This window comes from Sphingobium sp. JS3065 (assembly GCF_026427355.1).
In the GTDB taxonomy this organism is placed as follows: Bacteria; Pseudomonadota; Alphaproteobacteria; order Sphingomonadales; family Sphingomonadaceae; genus Sphingobium.
The window spans coordinates 2,209,584-2,229,708 of record NZ_CP102664.1; the positions used below are offsets into that span (position 1 = coordinate 2,209,584).

The following is a 20,125-nucleotide window of genomic DNA, read 5'->3' on the forward strand; positions in this document are numbered from 1 at the left end:
GCCGATAACGGCAGACCAAAGCAAAAGGGCGTCCCTTGATAGGGGCGCCCTTTTGCTATGCATCTGAGATTCAGCCCGAAACAGGCTACCGTCCCGGCCCTAATTCGCCGGCTGCTCCTTCACGGCTCCCGCCGCATCCTTGGCCGCTTCACCCACATCGCTCGCGGCCTGTCCGACCTGCGTCGCGGCGCCTTCCACTGCGCTGTCCTTGCGCGTTTGACTGCTGATCAGGAAGAAGGCGGCGATCGCCACCACCACGACCAGCAACAGCACAGCTATCATGGTGCCGCCGCCACCGCGCTTTTCGATGACCGTGGTCGTTGTCGGGCGCTCTTGATAATCCGCCATGCGAGTCCTCCTCATTTTCGCGCCACCCACAGCATAAATGCGCAAGCCGCCGGAGGGGTTCCTGAACGCTACCGGCAGTAGCCCTCCCGTCCCGGTATGACGATCAGACAATCCTGCCTGTCCGTCAGATATTTGAAGCCCGTCTCCGCTCCCTTGCCCGGCCGGATCCGCAATTGCTTTCCGTAGCGCACGAAGCCAATCGCCGTCCCTTCCGCCACCCCGGCATAGTCGCCCTGCCGGTCGAGATTATCGCGGTTCGCAATGGCATAATGGCCCCGTTGGCCGCCAGGCGAGGGTTGGATGTCGAGGAAAAGCCCCTCCGGTCCATTCCACCGCCCCACCCAGTCATCGGTAGGCAGGCCGCCCGCCTCCTCCGCTCCGGCACCGACCGCATCGGGTTCTTCGATCGCCTCCACCTTCGGCGCCGGCGCGGCGTCGTTCGCCGCCGCCCCCTGGTCAACGCCCTTCGCGCAACCTGACGTCAGCGCGACAGCCAGCATCACCGGCAGGAATATGCGGCCCGGATCAGGACATTTCATGCATCTTTACCCTTGCAATTGGCCCCATAAACGGCTGAACGCCTGTGTTCGATCCATTTTCCTGAAAAGGGACGGGGCCGCTTGCCAGCGGTTTCGGCAGGGAGCAGGATCATGGGCGGGGAAAAAGAGATGGATCAAAAGGTTGAGGGGCGCCCCGAAAGGGCGCGATTTGTCCGCGAATCCGCGGATGTCCGGCGTCAGGCCCTGATCGAGGCGACAGCGCGCTGCCTGGCGGAAAAGGGCGTGGGAGGCACATCCGTCCGCGCAATCTGCGCCTATGCGGGCGTCTCGGCGGGCTTGCTGACCCATTATTTCGACGGCGTGGACGCGCTGATCCTGGCCACCTACCGCGATGTCGGGGAGAAAGTCTCCGCCGCCATGGAACGCGCCGTGGCAGAGGCGGGACCCGATCCGCGCGACCGCCTCTGGGCCTATCTGCTCTCCAATTTCCAGCCGCCGGTGCTGGACCCCAATCTGCTCGCGACCTGGATTTCCTTCTGGAGCCTCAACAAGACCAATCCGGAAATCGCAGCGACCCATGCCGAAACCTATGGCGGCGGGCGCGAACGGATGGAGGTGCTGCTGCGCGAAGCCGCCCCCCAGATTCCGCGCCCGGATGCGCGCGTCGCGGCCATCGCCCTTACGGCGCTGATCGACGGCCTGTGGCTGGAACTCTGCCTCGATTCGTCCACCTTCACCATCGAAGAAGCGTTGGGCATGATCGAGGAAGGGATGAACTACGTCCTGCACAAGCCCAGAAGCGGCCTTATCGATCAATAAACCGATCGCTGATCGCTTTTATCAATCAACTTGGCCAAGAAAACCAATTTCACGCCCCCATGCGCATTCCCTACATGGGTCGGGCAACAGCAAAACCCCTGAAAAGGAACTGGAAAGCCCATGGCTCTTATCAACACGACCATCAAGCCGTTCACCGCCACCGCCTACAAGCAGGGCAAGTTCGTCGACGTCACCGACGCCGATGTGAAGGGCAAATGGGCCGTCTTCTTCTTCTACCCCGCCGATTTCACCTTCGTTTGCCCGACGGAGCTGGAGGATCTGGCTGACATCTACCCGACGCTCCAGAAGCTGGGCGTCGAAGTCTATTCAGTATCGACCGACACCCATTTCAGCCACAAGGCCTGGCACGACACCTCGCCGGCCATCGGCAAGATCAACTATTTCATGCTGGGCGACCAGTCGGGCCAGATCACCAATAATTTCGACGTGATGCGCCCGGGCGTCGGCCTGGCCGACCGCGCGACCTTCCTGGTCGATCCCGAAGGCGTGATCCAGTTCATGGAAATCACGTCGGAAGGCGTCGGCCGCAACGCGACCGAACTGCTTCGCAAGGTGAAGGCCGCGCAATATGTCGCCGCCAATCCCGGCGAAGTCTGCCCGGCCAAGTGGGAAGAAGGCGAAGCCACGCTGGCGCCGTCGCTCGACCTCGTCGGCAAGATCTAAGCTAGACTAGCCTTCGCCGGGCCGGGTCGAGCTACTCCCCGGCCCGGCGGGGCCGTTACTATGCAAGCCGCTCCCGCAACGGCAGGAGCAAGATTACACCGACCCGTGAATTTTCCGCAAAATGCCGGGCCATCCCGGCCAGCGGACCGTTATGCCCTGGATCGGTGCGATTGCGCCTTATGGAGACCAATATGTTGGACGCAAATCTCAAGGGCCAGCTAAAGGCCTATATGGCGAACATCACCCAGCCGATCGAGCTGGTCGCGTCGCTGAATGACGGCGCGAAGAGCCGGGAACTCAAGACCCTGCTGGACGAGATCGCCGAACTGTCGGACAAGGTGTCCGTGGTGAACGGCGCCGGCAAGCGCGTCCCCAGCTTCATGATCCGCCGCGTCGGCACGGACATCGGCGTCACCTTCGCCGGCCTGCCCATGGGCCACGAATTCACCTCGCTGGTGCTCGCTTTGCTCCAGGTCGGCGGCCATCCCTCCAAGGCGGCGCAGGATCTGATTCAGCAGATCAAGGATATTGACGGCGATTTCGCCTTCGAAACCTATTTCTCGCTTTCCTGCCAGAACTGCCCCGATGTGGTGCAGGCGCTGAACCTGATGGCCGTCCTCAACCCGCGCATCAGCCACACCGCCATCGACGGCGCGCTGTTCCAGGAGGAGGTCGACGCCCGCAAGGTCATGGCCGTTCCCACCGTCTTCCTGAACGGAGAGCCGTTCGCCAGCGGCCGGATGGAACTGGAACAGATCGTCGCCAGGATCGACAGCGGCGCCGCCACCCGCGCCGCCGAGAAAATCCAGCGCCAGGATCCGTTCGAGGTGCTGATCGTCGGCGGCGGACCCGCAGGCGCGGCGGCGGCCATCTATGCGGCGCGCAAGGGCATCCGCACCGGCATCGCGGCGGAGCGCTTCGGCGGCCAGGTGCTCGATACCATGGATATCGAGAATTTCATCTCCGTCAGCCGCACCGAAGGCCCCAAATTCGCCACCGCGCTGGAAGCGCATGTGAAGGATTATGATGTCGAGATCATGAACCTGCAAAAGGCCGCCAGGCTGATCCCGGCCCGGACCGAGGGCGGCTATCACGAAGTCGTGCTGGAAAACGGCGCTTCGCTGAAGGGCCGCACCGTCATCCTCTCCACCGGCGCGCGCTGGCGGCAGATGGGCGTGCCGGGCGAAGAGGAATATCGCAACAAGGGGGTCGCCTATTGCCCGCATTGCGACGGCCCCCTCTTCAAGGGCAAGCGCGTGGCGGTGATCGGCGGCGGCAATAGCGGCGTGGAGGCGGCCATCGACCTGGCCGGCATCGTCGCCCATGTGACGCTGATCGAGTTCGACAGCCAACTCCGCGCCGACGCCGTGTTGCAGCGCAAGCTCGCCAGCCTGCCGAACGTGAAGATCATCACCTCTGCCCTCACCACCAGGGTTGACGGCAATGGCGAGAAGGTGACGGGCCTCAGCTACAAGGACCGCAGCAGCGACACGGAACATGATGTCGAACTGGAGGGCATTTTCGTCCAGATCGGCCTTGTCCCCAACACCGAATGGCTGAAGGACAGCATCGCCCTCTCCCCACGCGGCGAGATAGAGATAGACGCGCGCGGCGAAACCAGCCAACCCGGCATCTTCGCGGCAGGCGACTGCACCACCGTGCCCTACAAGCAGATCGTGATCGCTTGCGGCGCCGGATCGACGGCGGCGCTCTCCGCCTTCGATTATCTCATCCGCCTGCCCGCTGCGGAGGAAAGCGCCGAAGCGGCCTGATCATCCGGGCTGCGGGGTATCTTGGGGCGACGGGTTCGAACCGAACTCGCCGCCCTATCGCCGCATCAACCGCAGCCGGAAAATCCCCGGATCGACCTCCAGCATCGGCATCGGCGGCTCGTCGCGCTGCGCCAACATGACCGGCTTGACCGACGGCGCGGCTGGCGGCGCGGATGGCGGAGGGGAAGGCGGCGCGAACGTGACGACGGCGCTGCCCGGATCGCCCACCACCAGCGCATCCACCATCAGCACCGGACTCAATCGGTCCGACGTCACGCTGACCAAAGTCCCGACCTGCGTCATCTCGAACAGCCTGCGCGCAAAGGCGTGGGGAAGGCGAATGCAACCGTGGCTCGCCGGATAGCCCGGATTATGGCCCGCATGCAGCGCTATCCCATCCCAGGTCAGCCGCTGCATGAAGGGCATGGGCGCATTGGAATAGAGGTTCGACCGATGCCATTCGCGCTTTTGAAGCACCGGAAACTCTCCGGTCGGCGTGCGATGCCCCTTCATGCCCGTCGACACGCTAGCGATCCCCACCAGCCGGTCACCGTCATAGACATGCGCCATCTGCCGATCGATGCTGATCACCAGATAGAGCGGCCCGGCAAAGGGGCCTTCCTCCAGCCAGCGATAGCCGCCCGCCGCCACCGGCTCCTGCGCCGCGGCCGGCAGGGCGATCACGCACAGCAGCGGTAAAAGCATCCTGGTCAGAAAGGTGCGCATTCACCCTTTCTTAACCATAAGACGCGCCAACGCCAGCCCCCGGATCGATACGATCCTACAACAGGCTCAGTTGCGCGACCGGCGCAAAGCTCCTGCGATGCAGCGGCGTCGGCCCATACTCCCTCAACGCCGCGAGATGCTTTGCGCTGCCATAGCCCTTGTTGCTTTCCCAGCCATAATGGGGGTGCGCCGCCGCCGCCTCTATCATCATCCGGTCCCGCGCTTCCTTGGCGAGAATGGAGGCCGCCGCGATGGAAAGACATTTGGCGTCCCCCTCGACGATCGCGCTCGACGCCCAGCGCCATTGCGGGCAGCGATTGCCGTCCACCAGCACATGCGCGCAATCATGGGCCAGAGCCTCCACCGCCCGCGTCATCGCCAGCATCGTCGCCCAGAGGATGTTGATGCTGTCAATCTCCTCGACCGAAGCGACGCCCAGCCCCCAACACAGCGCCCGCGCCTTGATCTCCCCCTCCAGCACGGCGCGGCGGGCGGCGCTCAATTGCTTGCTGTCGTTAAGGCCTTCGGGGCAGTCCTCCTGCCGCAAGATCACCGCCGCCGCCACGACCGGTCCCGCCAGCGGCCCGCGCCCCGCCTCGTCCACTCCGGCGACCAGCCCCGGATGGTGCAGCAGTTCATGGGCGAAATCAGGCATGGTCGTGAAATCCGAAGGGCGCGCCCATCGGCCCATGCCCGTGCCCCAGGCCCGGCGCGAGGGCGAGCGCCGCCCGCACATATGTGCGCCCACGTTCGATGGCGTCGACCAGGCCCAGCCCCTGCCCCAGCCCGGTCGCGATCGCGCTGGCCAAGGTGCAACCGGTGCCATGGGTGTGCGGCGTGTCGATCCGCGCATCGCTCCACGCCTTGCGCAAGTCCCCCGGCCCGATCAGCCGGTCGGTCAGCATCGGCCCTTCGCCATGGCCGCCCTTGGCCAGCACATGGGTGGCGAAGCGGGCCGCAATCTCCTCCCCGCCCAGCGCTTCCAACTCAGGAATATTGGGCGTCACCAGCGTAGAGAGCGCCATCAGCCTTTCGAAGGCTGCAATGGTGGCCCCATCCGCCAGCACCGATCCGCTGGTCGCGACCATGACCGGGTCGAAGACGACCGGCACGCCCTCCAGCGAGGCCAGCCGCTCCGCCACCGCCACCGCCGTCTCCGCCGATCCGATCATGCCGATCTTCACCGCATCGACGCCGATGTCGCCGATGACGCTCTCCATCTGCTGGAGCACCAACTCGGTCGGGACGGGATGGACGCCCTGCACGCCCAACGTATTCTGCGCGGTGATCGCGGTGATCGCGGTCATCGCGTGGCCGCCCAGCAGCGTGACCGTCCGGATATCCGCCTGGATACCCGCGCCGCCGCCGCTGTCGGACCCGGCGATAATGAGGATGCGGGCAGTCATCCCTTGAAGTGCCGCTCCGTCGAAGCCGGATGGCGCTGCAACGCATCCCCCACCCGTGTCGGCCGGTCCATCAATTCCCCGCCGCAATTGGGGCAACGGTCGTCCAGCGCCTCCGCACAGGGCGCGCAAAAGCTGCACTCGAAGGAGCAGATGAACGCCCCCGGCTCATCGGCGGGCAGGTCGACGCCGCAACGCTCGCAATCGGGCCGCATTTCCAGCATCAGGCCGCCGCCTTCGCCACCGCGTCGCAGATGCGTTCGACCACATCCTTGACCTGATCCTCCCGGTCCCCCTCGGCCATGACGCGGATCACCGGCTCCGTGCCCGAAGGGCGGATCACCAGCCGCCCGCACCCGTTCAGTTCCGCCTCGGCCTGAGCGATCACCCGCTTCACATCCGCATGTTCCAGCGGCTTGCCGCCGGAAAAGCGGACATTCTTCAGCAGTTGCGGAACCGGATCGAACTGGTGCAGCACTTCGCTGGCGGGCTTGCCGGACCGCACCAGCGCCGCCAGCACCTGCAACGCCGCCACCGTACCGTCGCCGGTCGTCGCATAGTCGGACAGGATCATATGCCCCGACTGCTCGCCGCCGACATTGAAGCCGCCCTCGCGCATCCGCTCCAGCACGTAGCGGTCGCCGACCCTGGTGCGCTCCAGCGCCATGCCCTGCCCTGCCAGGAAACGCTCCAGCCCCAGGTTCGACATCACCGTCGCCACCAGCCCACCGCCGCGCAACGTCCCCGCCCGCGCAAAATTCCCGGCGATCAGCGCCATGATCTGGTCGCCGTCGACGATCGCGCCATGTTCGTCCACGACGATCAGCCGGTCGGCGTCACCATCCAGCGCGATGCCGATGTCAGCGCCCGCCGACACCACGCTTTCCTGCAAAAGCTGCGGAGAGGTCGACCCGCAACGGTCGTTGATATTGATGCCGTTGGGCGTGACGCCGATCGCCACCACCTCCGCCCCCAATTCCCAGAAGGTCGAGGGCGCGACCTGATAGGCGGCTCCATTGGCGCAATCGACCACGATTTTAAGCCCATCCAGCCGCAGATCGGCGGGGAAGCTGGATTTGACCGCATGAATATAGCGGCCCCGCGCATCCTCGACGCGACGGGCGCGGCCGATATCCTGCGACGCGGCGAGCGGAATATCCTGTTCCAGCATCGCCTCGATCTTCAGTTCATCCTCGTCCGACAGCTTGTAGCCGTCCGGCCCGAACAGCTTGATGCCATTGTCGAAATAGGGATTGTGGCTGGCGGAGATCATCACGCCCAGGTCGGCCCGCATCGAATGGGCGAGCAGCGCCACCGCCGGAGTCGGGATCGGCCCGAACTGCACCACATCCATGCCGACGGCGGTGAAGCCCGCCACCAGAGCATTTTCCACCATATAGCCAGACAGGCGCGTATCCTTGCCGATCACCACGCGATGGCGATGCGTGCCGCGCTGGAAATGCTTGCCCGCCGCCATGCCGACCTTCATCGCCAGTTCGGCGGTCATCGGCCATTGATTGGTCCGTCCGCGAATGCCGTCGGTGCCGAAATATTTTCTGCTCATCATCCTCACCCACCGATGCGGTGAACCCTGTCCCCTTCCCATAGCAATCTTTGTTCGACTTTCCAGCAAGGAGCAGCCATCCCTTTGCAAATGGACGGATTCAATGCAGCGGTCGACGCCTGAAGAGGATTGGCGCACTTTCGTTTCAGCAGGCCCTGTTCCGAAGGCAGGAGCATGATGGTCCTGGGTTGAATTTAACGCGCCATCGCGGCCTCGATCTCCTCCACGGTCCGGGGGATGCCTTCGCTCATCCGCTGCGATCCGTTCTGGGTGATCAGATATAAATCCTCGATCCGGATGCCGTAATTGGCTGACTGGACGTAGAGACCCGGCTCCACGGTGATGACAGCCCCCGCCGGCAGCGGCTTCGACATGTCGCCTGCGTCATGGACGTCCAGGCCGACCAGATGGCCCAGTCCATGAGTGAAATCGTCAACCCGACCAGCCTGGCGGAACACATCCCTGGCGGCCTCCACCAGATCCTCATAATAGACCCCGGCCTTGAGCTTCGCGACGGCGGCAGCCTGCGCCGCGAGGACCAGTTCATAGGAGGCCCGCTGTTCCGGGGTGAACTTCCCGCTGGCGGGGAAGGTCCGCGTCACGTCGCAGGCATATCCGCCGACAGAGGCCGCCGCATCGATCAGGATCAGGTCGTTGGCCCCGATCACCCCGCCGCCGCCGGTATAGTGCAGCGAAGCCGCGTTGCGCCCGGTGGCGACGATGCTGTCATAGGCCAGCCCATCCCCGCCGCCGGCGCGGAAACCATCCTCCAATATGGCCTTCAACTGCCTTTCGGTCATGCCGGGGCGCGCCTGTTTCATCGCGGCTATATGGCCGCGCGCCGTCGCCGCCGTCGCCCTGCGCATCAGGTCGAGTTCGCGGGGTTCCTTGACGATGCGGAGCGAGGGCAGCAGGCCGCTATCATCCTTGAGCGAGACGCCCGGCACCCGCTGCATCACCTTGCCGTAAAGCTCCAGCGCCCTGGGCACCGGCGCGGAGGCGCCGACGATGGGGCCAAGGAAATGCAGCGTCTTGGAACGTTCGGCCAAACTGGTTACGAGACTGCCGAGGCTGCCCGTGCGCGACACGCGGGCAAATCCGGTGCGCCGCTCCAGTTCCGTGCCGAGCGGCAGGCGCTCGACTTCCCAGCGTTCCGCCTCCGCATCGCGGGAGGGGAGCAGCAGCCACTCCCTGACGGTCCGTTCGGCGGGCGCCATCACCAGGATCGCGCCGGGTTCATCGACGATGCCGGTCAGCCAGGCGAAGTCGCCATCCTGCACGAAGGGTGGGGCGACGGCGGCGCTGCTTTCCACCGGACCCGCGCCATAGACGACCGCGACGCCGTCCTTCAGCACCTCCATGACGCGGCGGCGGCGCTCGCGGAATATGGCGGGGGCGAAAGGCGCCGTGCCCGCCGGAGTCGCGAAGCCCTGCGGCGGCAATGTCTGCGCGACGGTTCGCATGGGAAGGAGCAGCGATGCCGTAGCGCCCGCCAGCATGGTCCGCCGATCATACATAGAAATCTCCCTTGCTGCGCCAGACAGGAACATGAAAGGAAGCGAGCGGCAAGAGGCGTATGAAGGTGACGATACAGCAAAGGCCCCGCCAACTGGCGAGGCCTTTTATGGCGAAAGCGGCGCCGGATCAGATCTTGTCGCCGAGCGCGCCCTTCACCGAACCCTTGACGTCCTGCACGGTGCCTTTGGCCTTTTGCGCCCGGCCCTCCGCCACCAGATCGGAATCGCGCTGGTTCTTGCCGACGGCTTCCTTGACGGCGCCCGCCGCTTTGTTGGCAGCGGCCTTTGCCTTGTCGGTCAGTTCGCCCATGGGACTTCTCCTGTCTGTTGTTGTTGCAGGGTCAACCAGCGGGGCGGGTGAAGGTTGCCATTGGTGCGAACACGGAATGATGCGTTTTTTGGGAGAAAGCGGATCGGCAGGAGAGGATTGTCCCTCCACACATGGCCGAAGCGGCCCCATGTCAAAACAAAAAGCCCCAGCCTTCCGGCCGGGGCTTTTGCGTCGATCTTTCGCCGCCTCAAGCCGCCTTGCGCGCCTTGGTCAGTTTCTTCATCAACATGTCGCGCTTCAACCGCGAGAGATGGTCGATGAACAGCACGCCCTGCAAATGATCCATCTCATGCTGGAGGCAAGTGGCGAGCAGCCCTTCCAGCCGCTCCTCATGAATTCGACCGTCGCGGTCCATCCAGCTCGCCCGGATGCCGGCGGGCCGTTCCACTTCCGCAAACTGGTCCGGAACCGACAGGCAGCCTTCATTATAGACTGACAGATCCTCCGACCCTTCCAGTATCTCCGGATTGATGAACACCATCGGTTTCTTGACCGGCGGCGCGTCTTCCTCATCCGATTCGGGTTCTTGAAGGTCGATCACCAGAACCCGCTTGGGCACGCCGACCTGGATCGCGGCCAGACCGATGCCCGGCGCGTCATACATGGTCTCCAGCATATCGTCGATCAGACGCTGCAAATCGTCATCGATCGCCTCCACCGGAGACGAGATGGTACGCAGGCGCGGATCGGGCGCCTCCAGGATGGGAAGAATGGCCATGACCCTAAAATAATCGGGCGGCCCGAAAAATTCAAGCGATCGGACGCCGCGCCCGCAATGCCTGCGCCAGCGTGCCTTCATCCAGATAATCCAGTTCCCCGCCCACCGGCACGCCATGGGCCAACTGGGTCAGGCGCACGGGAAAGCGTTCCAGCCGTTCGGCCAGATAATGGGCGGTGGTCTGCCCTTCCAGCGTGGCGTTCATCGCCAGCACCACCTCGTCTATGCCGCCCGCCTCCACCCGCGCCACCAGCGCATCGATGGAAAGATCTTCCGGCCGCACCCCCTCCAGCGCGGAGAGCCGCCCGCCCAGCACATGGAAGCGGCCCGGAAACAGCCGCGACTTGTCCAGCGCCCACAGGTCCGCCACATCCTCCACCACGCAAAGCGCCCGCGCATCCCGCCGGGGATCGGCGCAGATGCCGCAGGGGTCGACGGTGTCGACATTGCCGCACAGGCCGCACGTCACCAGCCGGTCGTTCACCGCGTCCAGCGCGCGCAGCAGCGGCTCCAGCGCGGATTCGCGTTTCTTGAGCAGATGCAGGACGGCGCGCCGCGCGGACCGCGGGCCAAGGCCGGGCAGGCGGGACAGCGCCTGCGTCAGCGCTTCGATTTCTGGAGAAGCCATGGAACCGGAATAAGGGCTTGCAAGTCGTGGGCACAAGGGGTTTGAGAGGCGTCCCTGAAATACGCCTCCAGCGCGTTTCAGAGGCGGCACCGGCCCGCTCCCCCACCCGGCCACCCATAGGATACTGTCGTTGGGTGGCCGGGTGGGGGAGCGGGCCGGTGCCGGAACCCAACAAAAGGCCCGCCATGCGTATCGTCTATATGGGAACCCCCGATTTCGCCGTCCCGGCGCTGGTCGCGCTGGCGAAGGCGGGGCATGAGATCGTCGCAGCCTACAGCCAGCCGCCCCGTCCGGCCGGGCGCGGCAAGGCGCTGCGTCCCTCTCCGGTCCATGCAAAGGCGCAGGAGATGGGCGTCGAAGTGCGCACCCCGGTTTCGCTGAAGGATGCCGGGGTGCAGGCCGCCTTCGCCGCGCTCAACGCCGATGTCGCGGTCGTCGCGGCCTATGGGCTGATCCTGCCCCGTCCGATTCTCGATGCACCGCGCTTGGGCTGCATGAATATCCACGCCTCCCTTCTCCCCCGCTGGCGTGGCGCGGCCCCGATCCAGCGCGCCATATTGGCGGGCGACAATGTCACCGGCGTCACCATCATGGACATGGAGGCGGGGCTGGACACCGGACCGATGCGCGCCAAGCATGTCACCCCCATAGAGGACAAGACCGCCGGCGCGCTGACGCAGGAACTGGCGGAGGCGGGCGCGGAACTGATGGTGGAGGTTCTGGACGATATCGCTCTGCATCCTCAGGTGCCGCAACCGGAAGAGGGCGTCACCTATGCGTCCAAGATCGACAAAATGGAATCGCGCATCGATTTCGGCCACGACGCCCATCAGGTCGAACGGCAGGTGCGCGCCTTCAACCCCTTCCCCGGCGCCTTCTTCGAATATCACGGCGAGCGCTTTCGCATCCTGGCCGCCCAGGTCGAGGAGAATGACGGCCCGGCGGGAGAGTTGCTCGACAACAGCCTGCTGATCGGTTGCGGCCATGGCGCGATCCGCCCGACGCTGATCCAGCGCGCAGGCAAGGGCGCGATGTCGGCGGGCGAATTGCTGCGCGGCTATGACATGCCCGCAGGCAGCCGGATCGACGCCTGAGCATCATGACCCGCTTCGCCTTCACCGTGGAATTTGACGGCCGCCCCTTCATGGGCTGGCAGCGGCAGGCCCATGGACCCAGCGTCCAGCAGGCGATCGAGGACGCCATATTCGCCGTCACGGGCGAGCGAGTCGCGATCCACGCCGCGGGCCGCACCGATGCCGGGGTTCACGGACTTGCCATGCGCGCCCATGCGGACATTGCGAAGGACATGACGCCCTTTCGCCTGATGGAGGCGCTGAATGCGCGCCTTCGGCCCGATCCGGTGGCGATCATCGCCTGCGAGGGGGTGCCGGACGATTGGCATGCCCGCTTTTCCTGCGTCGGCCGGTCTTATGTCTATCGCATCGCCAACCGCCGGGCGCCGCTGACCTGGGAAAACGGCCTGGTCTGGCGTGTGATCCAGCCGCTGGACGAACTTGCCATGCAGGAAGCGGCGCAGCTTCTGGTCGGACGGCACGACTTCACCACCTTCCGGTCGGCCCATTGCCAGGCGGAAAGTCCGGTGAAAACGCTGGACCGGCTGGACGTGGAGCGTATGGACGACCGCATCGCCATCCATGCGGAGGCGCGGTCCTTCCTGCATCATCAGGTGCGGTCGATGGTCGGGTGCCTCGCCATGGTCGGCATGGGCCGCTGGTCCATCGGCGATCTGGAGGCGGCGCGGGATGCCAAGGACCGGGCGGCACTGGGGCTCAACGCCCCGCCGGACGGGCTGTATTTCGTCAGCGCCCGTTACCCGGACAGTCTATGACAGGCTCGCCCGGAACGGCGTGAAGTTCGTGCCTTCGTCGAACACGTCCAATCCTTCGGCGCGCTTGAGGCGGCCCACCACGACATAGGTGACGGGCGTCAGCACAGCCTCCCACGTCACCTTCATCAGCCAGTTGGTGACCATCACCGTCGCCACCTGGGCATTGGTCCAGTCGCCGTAGAAAGCCAGCGGATAGAAAAGCAGGCTGTCCACCCCCTGACCCACCACGGTCGAGCCAATGGTCCGCATCCAGAGATGCTTGCCCTCCGTCAGCAGCTTCATCCTGGCGAGGACGAAGCTGTTGGCGAACTCCCCCGCCCAGAAGGCGGTGACGGAAGCGAAGACGATGCGCCAGGTGCTGCCGAACACCGCCTCATAAGCTTTCTGATCGGGCCAGCCCTCCGCCGGGGGCAGCTTCACCACCACCCAGCTCATCAGCGCCATGAACAGCATCGCGCCGAAGCCCGCCCAGACGCAGCGCCGCGCCCGCGCATAGCCATAGACTTCGGTCAGCACGTCGCCCAGCACATAGCCCAGCGGAAAGAAGAGGATGCCCGCGCCGAAGGTGAAGCCGCCCAGCGTCGACAGCTTGGCCGCGCCGATCAGGTTGGACAGCAGCAATATGGCGACGAAGGCCGCCATGCAGAAATCGAAATAGCGCAGCGGGCGGGCGCCCAGCGCATGGGCATCGATTTTCATTACCCCCGGATCGGTCATGCGGCCCTGCATATCGGGCCGCCGCGCAAATGCAATGCCGCCCATGATTGCAAGCCGAACGAAGGCCCGCTATCGAACGCGACGACGGCCCCGTAGCTCAGCTGGATAGAGCATTCGCCTTCTAAGCGAATGGTCACAGGTTCGAATCCTGTCGGGGTCGCCAATCATCCCGCGCCTTTACAGAGGTTCCCCGCAGGCGCATGGGCGGGGCATGCAAATTCATGACTTCGACGTCGACCTGTTTCTGCGCGATTATTGGCAGAAACAACCGCTGCTGATCCGCAATCCCTGGAAGGCGTGGCGCAATCCTGTGGACCCCGACGAACTGGCCGGGCTGGCCTGCGAGGAGGATGTCGAGTCGCGCCTGATCACGCAGGAGGCGGATCGTCTGGCGATGGAAAGCGGCCCGTGGCCCGAAGAACGCTTCAGCGAACTTGGCAGAGCCCCCATGACCCTGCTGGTGCAGGCGGTGAACCAACATGTTCCCGAAGTCGCCGGGCTGATCGCACCCTTCCGTTTCGTGCCGGACTGGCGCATCGACGATGTGATGGTCAGTTTCGCCACGGACGGCGGCGGCGTCGGGCCGCATTTCGACCAATATGACGTGTTCCTGATACAGGGGCTGGGCAGGCGGCGCTGGCGCGTGGGGCCGCGATGCGATGCGGCGACGCCCCTTCTGCCGCATGACGACCTGCGCCTGATCGCTGATTTCGAGGCGACGGACGACTGGATTCTCGAACCGGGCGACATTCTCTATGTGCCGCCCCGTTTCGCGCATGACGGCGTGGCGGTCGGCGACGATTGCATGACCTATTCGATCGGCTTTCGGGCGCCGTCCCGCGCCGAACTGGTGGAGGGCTGGTGCGAACATCAGGCCGACGGCATGGCGGAGGAGGATCGCTATGCCGATCCCGACCTGGTGGTCCAGGACAATCCCGGCGAAATCACCGCGTCGGCGCTGGACCGGCTGCATGCCATGGTGATGGAGAGCCTGTCCGACCGCGACGCATTCGCCCGCTGGTTCGGCCTCCACAACAGCCTGCCCAAATATGCCGAAACGGACTGGCGGCCGGAGGAGCCTGCCGACGCGCAGGAGGTGCGCGGGCTGCTGGCCCAGGGCGCGCCATTGAGCCGGAACCCGGCCAGCCGCTTTTCCTTCATCCGGCAGGGGGAGCGGGCCAATTTGCTGTTCGTGGACGGCCATTGTTTCGACTGCGCGGGCGGGATGGCGGCGCTGGCCGAAAATCTGTGCGCGGCACCGACCATGATCGTGGACCCGGCCCTGTCCGCGTCGGCGGAAGTGGTCACGCTGATCGCGGCGTTGATCGACCAGGGCAGCCTGGCGTTCGACGGTGGGGATTGAGCGGCGATGACGCTCATCCTGTTCAACAAGCCCTATGGCGTGCTGTGCCAGTTCACCGATGAAAGCACGGGTCCGCCCCGCCCCACACTGGCCGCCTTCATCGACCGGCCCGGCGTCTATCCGGCGGGACGGCTCGATCTGGACAGCGAAGGCTTGCTGCTGTTGACCGACGATGGCCGGTTGCAGGCGCGGATCGCCGATCCTCGGTTCAAGACGCCCAAAACCTATCTGGCGCAGGTCGAGGGCGATCCCGACGAAGCCGCGCTGGAGGCGCTGCGGCGCGGCGTGCGGCTAAAGGATGGCCCGACCCTGCCCGCGCAGGTGGAGCGCATGGACGATCCTGCACTATGGCCACGCGATCCGCCGGTCCGGTTCCGCAAGAGCGTGCCGGACTGCTGGCTGCGGTTGACGATCCGCGAAGGGCGCAACCGGCAGGTGCGGCGGATGACGGCGGCGGTGGGGCATCCGACGTTACGGCTGGTGCGGTGGCGCATCGGCGATTGGACACTGGACGGCATCGCGCCGGGGCAATCGCGCGAAGCCGAATAGGGCGCGCCGGTCAGCCGCCCCGCTTCGTGGCGAACCAGATGATATGCCGTGGCCCCTTGCCGTTGCTGCGGGCGCGCACGACGACCTCCTCGACCGACAGGCCGGCGCGGGACAGGCGGCGGGCGAAGGCGGGGTCCGGCCCCGCCGACCAGATCGCCACTATGCCGCCGGGCTTGAGCGCCGCGATGGCGGCAGATATGCCCTGCGCCGAATAGAGGCGGTCGTTCGCCTGCCGCACCAGCCCATCGGGGCCGTTGTCCACATCGAGCAGGATCGCATCATAGGTTCCGCGACCGTCGGCGATGACATCCGCCACATCCGCCTGCATCAGGCGCACGCGCGGATCGTCCAGGCATCCCGCCGCGAGTTCCGCCATCGGTCCCCGCGCCCATTCGATGATCTCCGGCACCAGTTCCGCGACGGTGACCTGCCCGCCGCCGTCAAGCGCGGCCAGCGCGGCCCGCAAGGTGAAACCCATGCCATAGCCGCCGATCAGCAGATGCGGGCGGGCGCGCCCGCGCAGCCGGTCGCACGTCAGATTGGCCAGCGCTTCTTCCGATCCGCTCATCCGGCTGCTCATCAGCTCATTGCGGTCGAGCACGATCATATAGTCCCCGCCGCGCCGGTAGAGGGTGAGTTCCGCCCCGCCAGGCACCTTGGCCGATCCGATAAATTCGCGCGTTTGCATGCTAGTTTCTCTCGGCCTGACGTCCATTCATGATGGCCGGGCTTTACGGCAGGGGATCGCGGCGTCAAAGGAGGAAACATGCGATATTTCCTCGACACTGAATATAATGGCTATGGCGGCGACCTGATCAGCCTCGCCCTCGCGCCGGAATATGGCGACCAGGACTTTTACGTCTCCGTCCCCTTGCCCGCCGACATCCATCCCTGGGTGGCGCAGAATGTGATCCCCTATCTCCGCTTCGTGCCCCAGGGCGTCGACCATCAGCTAAGCCGGGTGGACGCGGCGCGGCATCTGGAGGCCTATCTGGCGAACGATCCCGATCCGCTGATCGTGGCGGACTGGCCGGACGACCTCGCTTATTTCTGCGCGCTGCTGGTGACCGGTCCAGGCGAGATGATCGACCTCAACGGACTTCGCCTGGAACTGATCAACGCCGCGGGATTCAGCGCCGCCGCCAACAGCAAGATGCCGCACAACGCCCTGCATGACGCCCATGCGCTGAAAGAATTCTATCTGAATCCGGTCCTTTGACGGAGCGGGCGGCGATTTCGCGATTCCAGCAGGCCTGACGAACCGCTCAATTCGGGACGATCAGATATTTCTCCCCGGTGCGGCGGGCGTTATATTCCAGAACTGCGTCACGGTTCAGCGCTTCCGCCAGGGAGATGCGGGCCTTGTAATGGCTGGCGAAGGTGGTGGTCAGATTATCGCGCACGCGCCGCCGCATGCGTTCGATGGTTTCGGAGCCTGCACTCTGCAAAAAGGGGAAGAGCAGCCAGCCGCCGATATTCCAGGCGAAACCGAAGCTTCGCGTCAATATGGTCGGGGACATGTCCAGCGCGCCATAGATATAGGCCTGCTTGGGCCGGTTGGAGCCGTAGCGGCTATAGGGTTCATCCTTGCTGGCCACCTGTTCCATGGCGTGCAGGATCTGGCTGATCATTGCGCCGCCGCCGATCGCATCGAAGGCGAGGGTCGCGCCGGTCGCGGCGATGGCGGATTGGAGCCGCGCGGGGAAATCGCCCTTCGAACTGTCGATAATATGGTCGGCGCCCAGACTTTCCAGGATCGCCACCTGCGCCTCATTGCGGACGATATTCACCAGGGGAATGCCGTCCTCCTGCGCGATGCGCACCAGCATCTGGCCCAGATTGGAGGCGGCGGCGGTGTGGACGATCGCCTTGTGCCCGCCCCGCTTCATGGTCTCGACAAAGCCAAGCGCGGTCAGCGGATTGACGAAGGCCGAAGCCCCCTGCTCCGCGGTCGCGTCATCGTGCAGGGCCATGCAGGCGTCGGCGCCGATCAGCCGATATTGCGCGAACATGCCGCCGCCGATCACCGCCACCCGCTTGCCCAGCAAGGCCTGCGCTTCGGGCGCTTCGCCCGCAGCGATGACGGTGCCGGCGCCTTCATTGCCGATGACCATGGGCTGGCCGACCCGCCCGGCCAGCGCCCGGCGAGCGCCGTCGGGCATTTGGGCGACGATCCGGCCTTCCTCATAATGGGCATTGGCAAGATCGGCGGAGGAGAAGAGCAGCGCGAGGTCGGAGGGGTTGATCGGCGCTGCTTCCAGCCGGACCAGCACTTCCTCGCCCTTGGGCGCGGGCAGTGTCTCTTCGACCAGTTCGACGATCAGGCGACCGTCCTCATGCAGGGTGGAGAGGAGTTTGAGGCCGTGGGCGTCGCTCATGAAAGGATTCCTGATCAGGCGGAGGGGCGGTCACTGTAGAGCATGGGGAACATCGCCTTCAAGGCGTCGAGCTTGGGCATGTCCCAGCGCTGGATATAAGGGTGGCGGGGGTTTTTCCGCAGGAAATCCTGATGGGCGCGGTCCGCGTCCTGGAAACCCGTGAAGCGTTCGACGCGGGTGACGATGCGCCCCGGCCAGAGGCTCGATTGTCCCAATTGAGCGAGATAGGCCCTGGCGGCCCTGTCCTGTTCGGCGTTCAGCGGGAAGAGCGCGCTGCGATATTGGGTGCCATGGTCCGGACCCTGATAATTGAGCGTCGTCGGGTCCGCGATCACCGAGAAGAAGATGCGCAGCAACGTGCCGTAGCTGACCCGCCGGGGGTCATAGGTGACTCGGACGGACTCGGCAAAGCCTGTGTCGCCCTGGCTGACCTGCTCATAATCGACCTTGCGTCCGCGGGGACCGCCGGCGAAGCCCGATACGGCGAGATGGACGCCCTTCACATGGGAGAAGACGGCTTCCACCCCCCAATAGCAGCCGCCCGCGAAGACGGCGGTTTCAAGTTCGCGGCCGGGGGTGGCGTCGACGGCCGGGACGGGAGCGAGGACCGGGCGTTCGGCGCGCAGCGGCGATGCGACGGCCAGAGCCGCCAGAAAGACCAGGGCTATGCCGTCAGAGCGCCGCATCGTCCGCAGCCGAAGCCGAGGCCGGAGCGGCCATGGCGGGGCTGGTCAGCGCCGGGTGGTCGTCATTCGGCTGGAGTACAAAAACACCAATGGCGCCGATCACGAACCCGCCCAGAAAGCGCAGGAACAGGTCGGATTTCAAGAATGCCGCCATGGCGTTCTTCCTTTCGGTCGTCTTGGCCGCCAATCGGGGCGGAAATGAAGGGAAAACCAGTTTTTGTTCAAAACGGGATATAGATTCCACCGCGCCATCCGCAAGGCGGCACGGCGGAAATTTATCGTTTCTGTTTTGCGCAGCCCCTCCCCCATCTTGCGATGGGGAGGATCGGGCGCGTCACTTCAGGGCGGCGCAGGCCTCCTGAATGCGGGTGCAGGCCTTTCTCAGCACTTCTTCCGAAGTGGCGTAGCTGATGCGGAACGCTGGGGAGAGGCCGAAGGCGGCGCCATGGACGGCGGCGACCTTCGCTTCATCCAGAAAATAGCCGATCAGCGCTTCGTCGCTGGTGATCACCTCGCCCTTGGGGGTCTTCCTGCCGATGAGGCCGCTGGCGTCGGGATAGACGTAGAAGGCCCCTTCCGGCGTCGGGCAGTCGAGACCCGGCGCGTCGTTCAGCATGGCGACGACCATGTCCCGGCGCTTCTTGAAGGCGGCGTTGCGTTCTTCCAGAAAATCCTGCGGGCCGGTAAGCGCGGCGGCGGCGGCGGCCTGGCTGATCGAGCAGGGGTTGCTGGTCGACTGCGACTGGAGCTTGCCCATCGCCTTGATGATCCATTCGGGGCCGCCCGCGAAGCCGATGCGCCAGCCGGTCATGGAGAAGGCCTTGGAACAGCCGTTCACCGTCAGCGTGCGATCGTAGAGGTCGGGGCAGATCTGCGCGATGGTGGCGAAGGGGGTCGGGGCGTACCAGACATGTTCATACATGTCGTCGGTCATCACCAGCACATGCGGGTGACGCAGCAGAACTTCGCCCAGTTCCTTGAGTTCCCTCGCCGAATAGGCCGCTCCGCTGGGGTTGGAAGGCGAATTCAGCATGACCCATTTGGTGCGCGGCGTGATCGCGGCTTCCAACTGGGCGGCGGTGATCTTGTAACCCTGGCTCGCCGGGCCTTCGATGAAGACTGGGGTGCCGCCCGCGAAGTTCACGATATCGGGATAGCTGACCCAATAGGGCGCCGGGATGATGACCTCATCGCCCACGTCGACGGTCGCGACCAGCGCGTTGAACAGGGTGTGCTTGCCCCCCGAATTCACGCTGATCTGGCTGCGCTTGTAGATCAGGCCGTTGTCGCGCTTGAACTTGAAGGCGACGGCTTCCTTGACGTCGGCGGTGCCGTCGACATCGGTATAGCGGGTCAGATTGTTGCGAATCGCGGCAATGCCCGCCTCTTTCACGAAGTCGGGCGTGTCGAAGTCCGGTTCCCCGGCGGAGAGGCCAATGACGTCCACGCCTTCGGCTTTAAGGGCATTCACGCGCGCGCTCATCGCCAGGGTGGCGGAGGGCTGGATGCGGCCGAGGGCAGCGGAAGTCTGGCTCATTGTGACGATCTTTCTCTAGAGTCCCCTAGATCCGCA

25 protein-coding genes and 1 tRNA gene are annotated in these 20,125 nt (G+C 65.1%); 9 read left to right on the forward strand and 17 right to left on the reverse strand.

Translation table 11 applies throughout. The features are described 5' to 3' along the window. Positions 1-99: 99 nt before the first annotated feature. Both NUH86_RS10570 and NUH86_RS10575 read right to left on the reverse strand, forming a co-directional pair. On the reverse strand, positions 100-348 hold the full coding sequence (locus NUH86_RS10570; protein ID WP_267249462.1) for a hypothetical protein: 249 nt from the start codon (positions 346-348) through the stop codon (positions 100-102). A gap of 68 nt (positions 349-416) precedes the next feature. After that, on the reverse strand, positions 417-887 hold the full coding sequence (locus NUH86_RS10575) for a hypothetical protein (protein WP_267249463.1): 471 nt from the start codon (positions 885-887) through the stop codon (positions 417-419). A gap of 129 nt (positions 888-1,016) precedes the next feature. Here NUH86_RS10575 and NUH86_RS10580 point away from each other — a divergent pair, with 129 nt between their 5' ends. From NUH86_RS10580 to ahpF, 3 genes are all read left to right on the forward strand, one after another. Further along, positions 1,017-1,667 (forward strand): TetR family transcriptional regulator C-terminal domain-containing protein, encoded by a 651-nt coding sequence (locus tag NUH86_RS10580; RefSeq protein ID WP_267249464.1) that lies wholly within the window; start codon positions 1,017-1,019, stop codon positions 1,665-1,667. 120 nt (positions 1,668-1,787) lie between these two features. Further along, on the forward strand, positions 1,788-2,351 hold the full coding sequence (gene ahpC, locus NUH86_RS10585) for an alkyl hydroperoxide reductase subunit C (protein WP_267249465.1): 564 nt from the start codon (positions 1,788-1,790) through the stop codon (positions 2,349-2,351). A gap of 191 nt (positions 2,352-2,542) precedes the next feature. After that, entirely contained in the window at positions 2,543-4,123 is a 1,581-nt protein-coding gene (gene ahpF / locus NUH86_RS10590; RefSeq protein WP_267249466.1) for an alkyl hydroperoxide reductase subunit F, read from the forward strand. A 54-nt stretch (positions 4,124-4,177) separates the two neighbouring features. Here ahpF and NUH86_RS10595 read toward each other — a convergent pair whose 3' ends face one another. From NUH86_RS10595 to recR, 9 genes are all read right to left on the reverse strand, one after another. Next, positions 4,178-4,828: a L,D-transpeptidase family protein gene (locus NUH86_RS10595; RefSeq protein WP_267252107.1), complete on the reverse strand. Its 651-nt coding sequence runs from the start codon at positions 4,826-4,828 to the stop codon at positions 4,178-4,180. Positions 4,829-4,904: 76 nt separating this feature from the next. Continuing rightward, positions 4,905-5,504: a ribonuclease HII gene (locus NUH86_RS10600; RefSeq protein WP_267249467.1), complete on the reverse strand. Its 600-nt coding sequence runs from the start codon at positions 5,502-5,504 to the stop codon at positions 4,905-4,907. Beyond that, positions 5,497-6,255: a bifunctional hydroxymethylpyrimidine kinase/phosphomethylpyrimidine kinase gene (thiD, locus tag NUH86_RS10605; RefSeq protein WP_267249468.1), complete on the reverse strand. Its 759-nt coding sequence runs from the start codon at positions 6,253-6,255 to the stop codon at positions 5,497-5,499. Before thiD ends, NUH86_RS10600 begins: the two co-directional genes overlap by 8 nt. After that, on the reverse strand, positions 6,252-6,476 hold the full coding sequence (locus NUH86_RS10610; RefSeq protein WP_267249469.1) for a DUF1272 domain-containing protein: 225 nt from the start codon (positions 6,474-6,476) through the stop codon (positions 6,252-6,254). The genes thiD and NUH86_RS10610 overlap by 4 nt, the downstream gene beginning before the upstream one ends. Next, positions 6,476-7,816, reverse strand: coding sequence for a phosphoglucosamine mutase (gene glmM / locus NUH86_RS10615; protein ID WP_267252108.1), 1,341 nt, complete (start codon positions 7,814-7,816; stop codon positions 6,476-6,478). Before glmM ends, NUH86_RS10610 begins: the two co-directional genes overlap by 1 nt. A 194-nt stretch (positions 7,817-8,010) precedes the next feature. After that, positions 8,011-9,333, reverse strand: coding sequence for an aminopeptidase P family protein (locus tag NUH86_RS10620; protein WP_267249470.1), 1,323 nt, complete (start codon positions 9,331-9,333; stop codon positions 8,011-8,013). A 127-nt stretch (positions 9,334-9,460) separates the two neighbouring features. Beyond that, complete coding sequence (locus tag NUH86_RS10625; RefSeq protein ID WP_267249471.1) at positions 9,461-9,643, reverse strand: CsbD family protein; 183 nt, start codon at positions 9,641-9,643, stop codon at positions 9,461-9,463. 208 nt (positions 9,644-9,851) lie between these two features. Next, entirely contained in the window at positions 9,852-10,382 is a 531-nt protein-coding gene (gene def, locus NUH86_RS10630; RefSeq protein ID WP_267249472.1) for a peptide deformylase, read from the reverse strand. A gap of 31 nt (positions 10,383-10,413) precedes the next feature. Further along, positions 10,414-11,010: a recombination mediator RecR gene (recR, locus tag NUH86_RS10635; RefSeq protein WP_267249473.1), complete on the reverse strand. Its 597-nt coding sequence runs from the start codon at positions 11,008-11,010 to the stop codon at positions 10,414-10,416. Between the two features lie 185 nt (positions 11,011-11,195). On the opposite strand from recR, the gene fmt reads away from it, so the two are divergent. Together fmt and truA are read left to right on the forward strand one after the other, a co-directional pair. Continuing rightward, complete coding sequence (gene fmt / locus NUH86_RS10640; protein WP_267249474.1) at positions 11,196-12,104, forward strand: methionyl-tRNA formyltransferase; 909 nt, start codon at positions 11,196-11,198, stop codon at positions 12,102-12,104. Positions 12,105-12,109: 5 nt separating this feature from the next. Further along, entirely contained in the window at positions 12,110-12,859 is a 750-nt protein-coding gene (gene truA, locus NUH86_RS10645) for a tRNA pseudouridine(38-40) synthase TruA (RefSeq protein ID WP_267249475.1), read from the forward strand. Here the strand turns inward: truA and NUH86_RS10650 are convergent. Further along, on the reverse strand, positions 12,854-13,576 hold the full coding sequence (locus NUH86_RS10650; protein WP_267252109.1) for a queuosine precursor transporter: 723 nt from the start codon (positions 13,574-13,576) through the stop codon (positions 12,854-12,856). The two genes, truA and NUH86_RS10650, sit on opposite strands and share 6 nt — an antisense overlap. Before the next feature lie 86 nt (positions 13,577-13,662). Between NUH86_RS10650 and NUH86_RS10655 the strand changes: the two genes are divergently transcribed. The 3 genes from NUH86_RS10655 (at position 13,663) to NUH86_RS10665 (ending at position 15,488) form a co-directional block, all read left to right on the forward strand. Beyond that, positions 13,663-13,739: transfer RNA gene (locus tag NUH86_RS10655), tRNA-Arg, on the forward strand. Positions 13,740-13,787: 48 nt separating this feature from the next. Then, positions 13,788-14,939, forward strand: coding sequence for a cupin domain-containing protein (locus NUH86_RS10660; RefSeq protein ID WP_267249476.1), 1,152 nt, complete (start codon positions 13,788-13,790; stop codon positions 14,937-14,939). A gap of 6 nt (positions 14,940-14,945) precedes the next feature. Then, positions 14,946-15,488: an rRNA large subunit pseudouridine synthase E gene (locus tag NUH86_RS10665; protein ID WP_267249477.1), complete on the forward strand. Its 543-nt coding sequence runs from the start codon at positions 14,946-14,948 to the stop codon at positions 15,486-15,488. Positions 15,489-15,498: 10 nt separating this feature from the next. Here NUH86_RS10665 and NUH86_RS10670 read toward each other — a convergent pair whose 3' ends face one another. Beyond that, a complete protein-coding gene (locus NUH86_RS10670) occupies positions 15,499-16,176 on the reverse strand; it encodes a spermidine synthase (RefSeq protein WP_267249478.1) in 678 nt (225 codons plus the stop codon). 78 nt (positions 16,177-16,254) lie between these two features. Here NUH86_RS10670 and NUH86_RS10675 point away from each other — a divergent pair, with 78 nt between their 5' ends. Beyond that, the gene (locus NUH86_RS10675; RefSeq protein ID WP_267249479.1) at positions 16,255-16,707 is read left to right on the forward strand and encodes a hypothetical protein; all 453 of its coding nucleotides are present in this window, start codon (positions 16,255-16,257) and stop codon (positions 16,705-16,707) included. Between the two features lie 46 nt (positions 16,708-16,753). Here the strand turns inward: NUH86_RS10675 and NUH86_RS10680 are convergent, their stop codons facing one another. The 4 genes from NUH86_RS10680 to NUH86_RS10695 form a co-directional block, all read right to left on the reverse strand. Then, positions 16,754-17,866, reverse strand: a complete 1,113-nt coding sequence (locus tag NUH86_RS10680; protein ID WP_267249480.1) for a zinc-binding dehydrogenase — start codon at positions 17,864-17,866, stop codon at positions 16,754-16,756. Between the two features lie 14 nt (positions 17,867-17,880). Continuing rightward, positions 17,881-18,552: a peptide-methionine (S)-S-oxide reductase MsrA gene (msrA, locus tag NUH86_RS10685; protein ID WP_267249481.1), complete on the reverse strand. Its 672-nt coding sequence runs from the start codon at positions 18,550-18,552 to the stop codon at positions 17,881-17,883. Next, positions 18,539-18,706 carry a hypothetical protein gene (locus NUH86_RS10690; RefSeq protein ID WP_267249482.1) on the reverse strand — a complete coding sequence of 56 codons (168 nt, stop codon included), beginning with the start codon at positions 18,704-18,706 and terminating at the stop codon, positions 18,539-18,541. Before NUH86_RS10690 ends, msrA begins: the two co-directional genes overlap by 14 nt. A gap of 180 nt (positions 18,707-18,886) precedes the next feature. Continuing rightward, positions 18,887-20,089, reverse strand: a complete 1,203-nt coding sequence (locus NUH86_RS10695) for a pyridoxal phosphate-dependent aminotransferase (protein ID WP_267249483.1) — start codon at positions 20,087-20,089, stop codon at positions 18,887-18,889. Between the last annotated feature and the right edge of the window lie 36 nt (positions 20,090-20,125).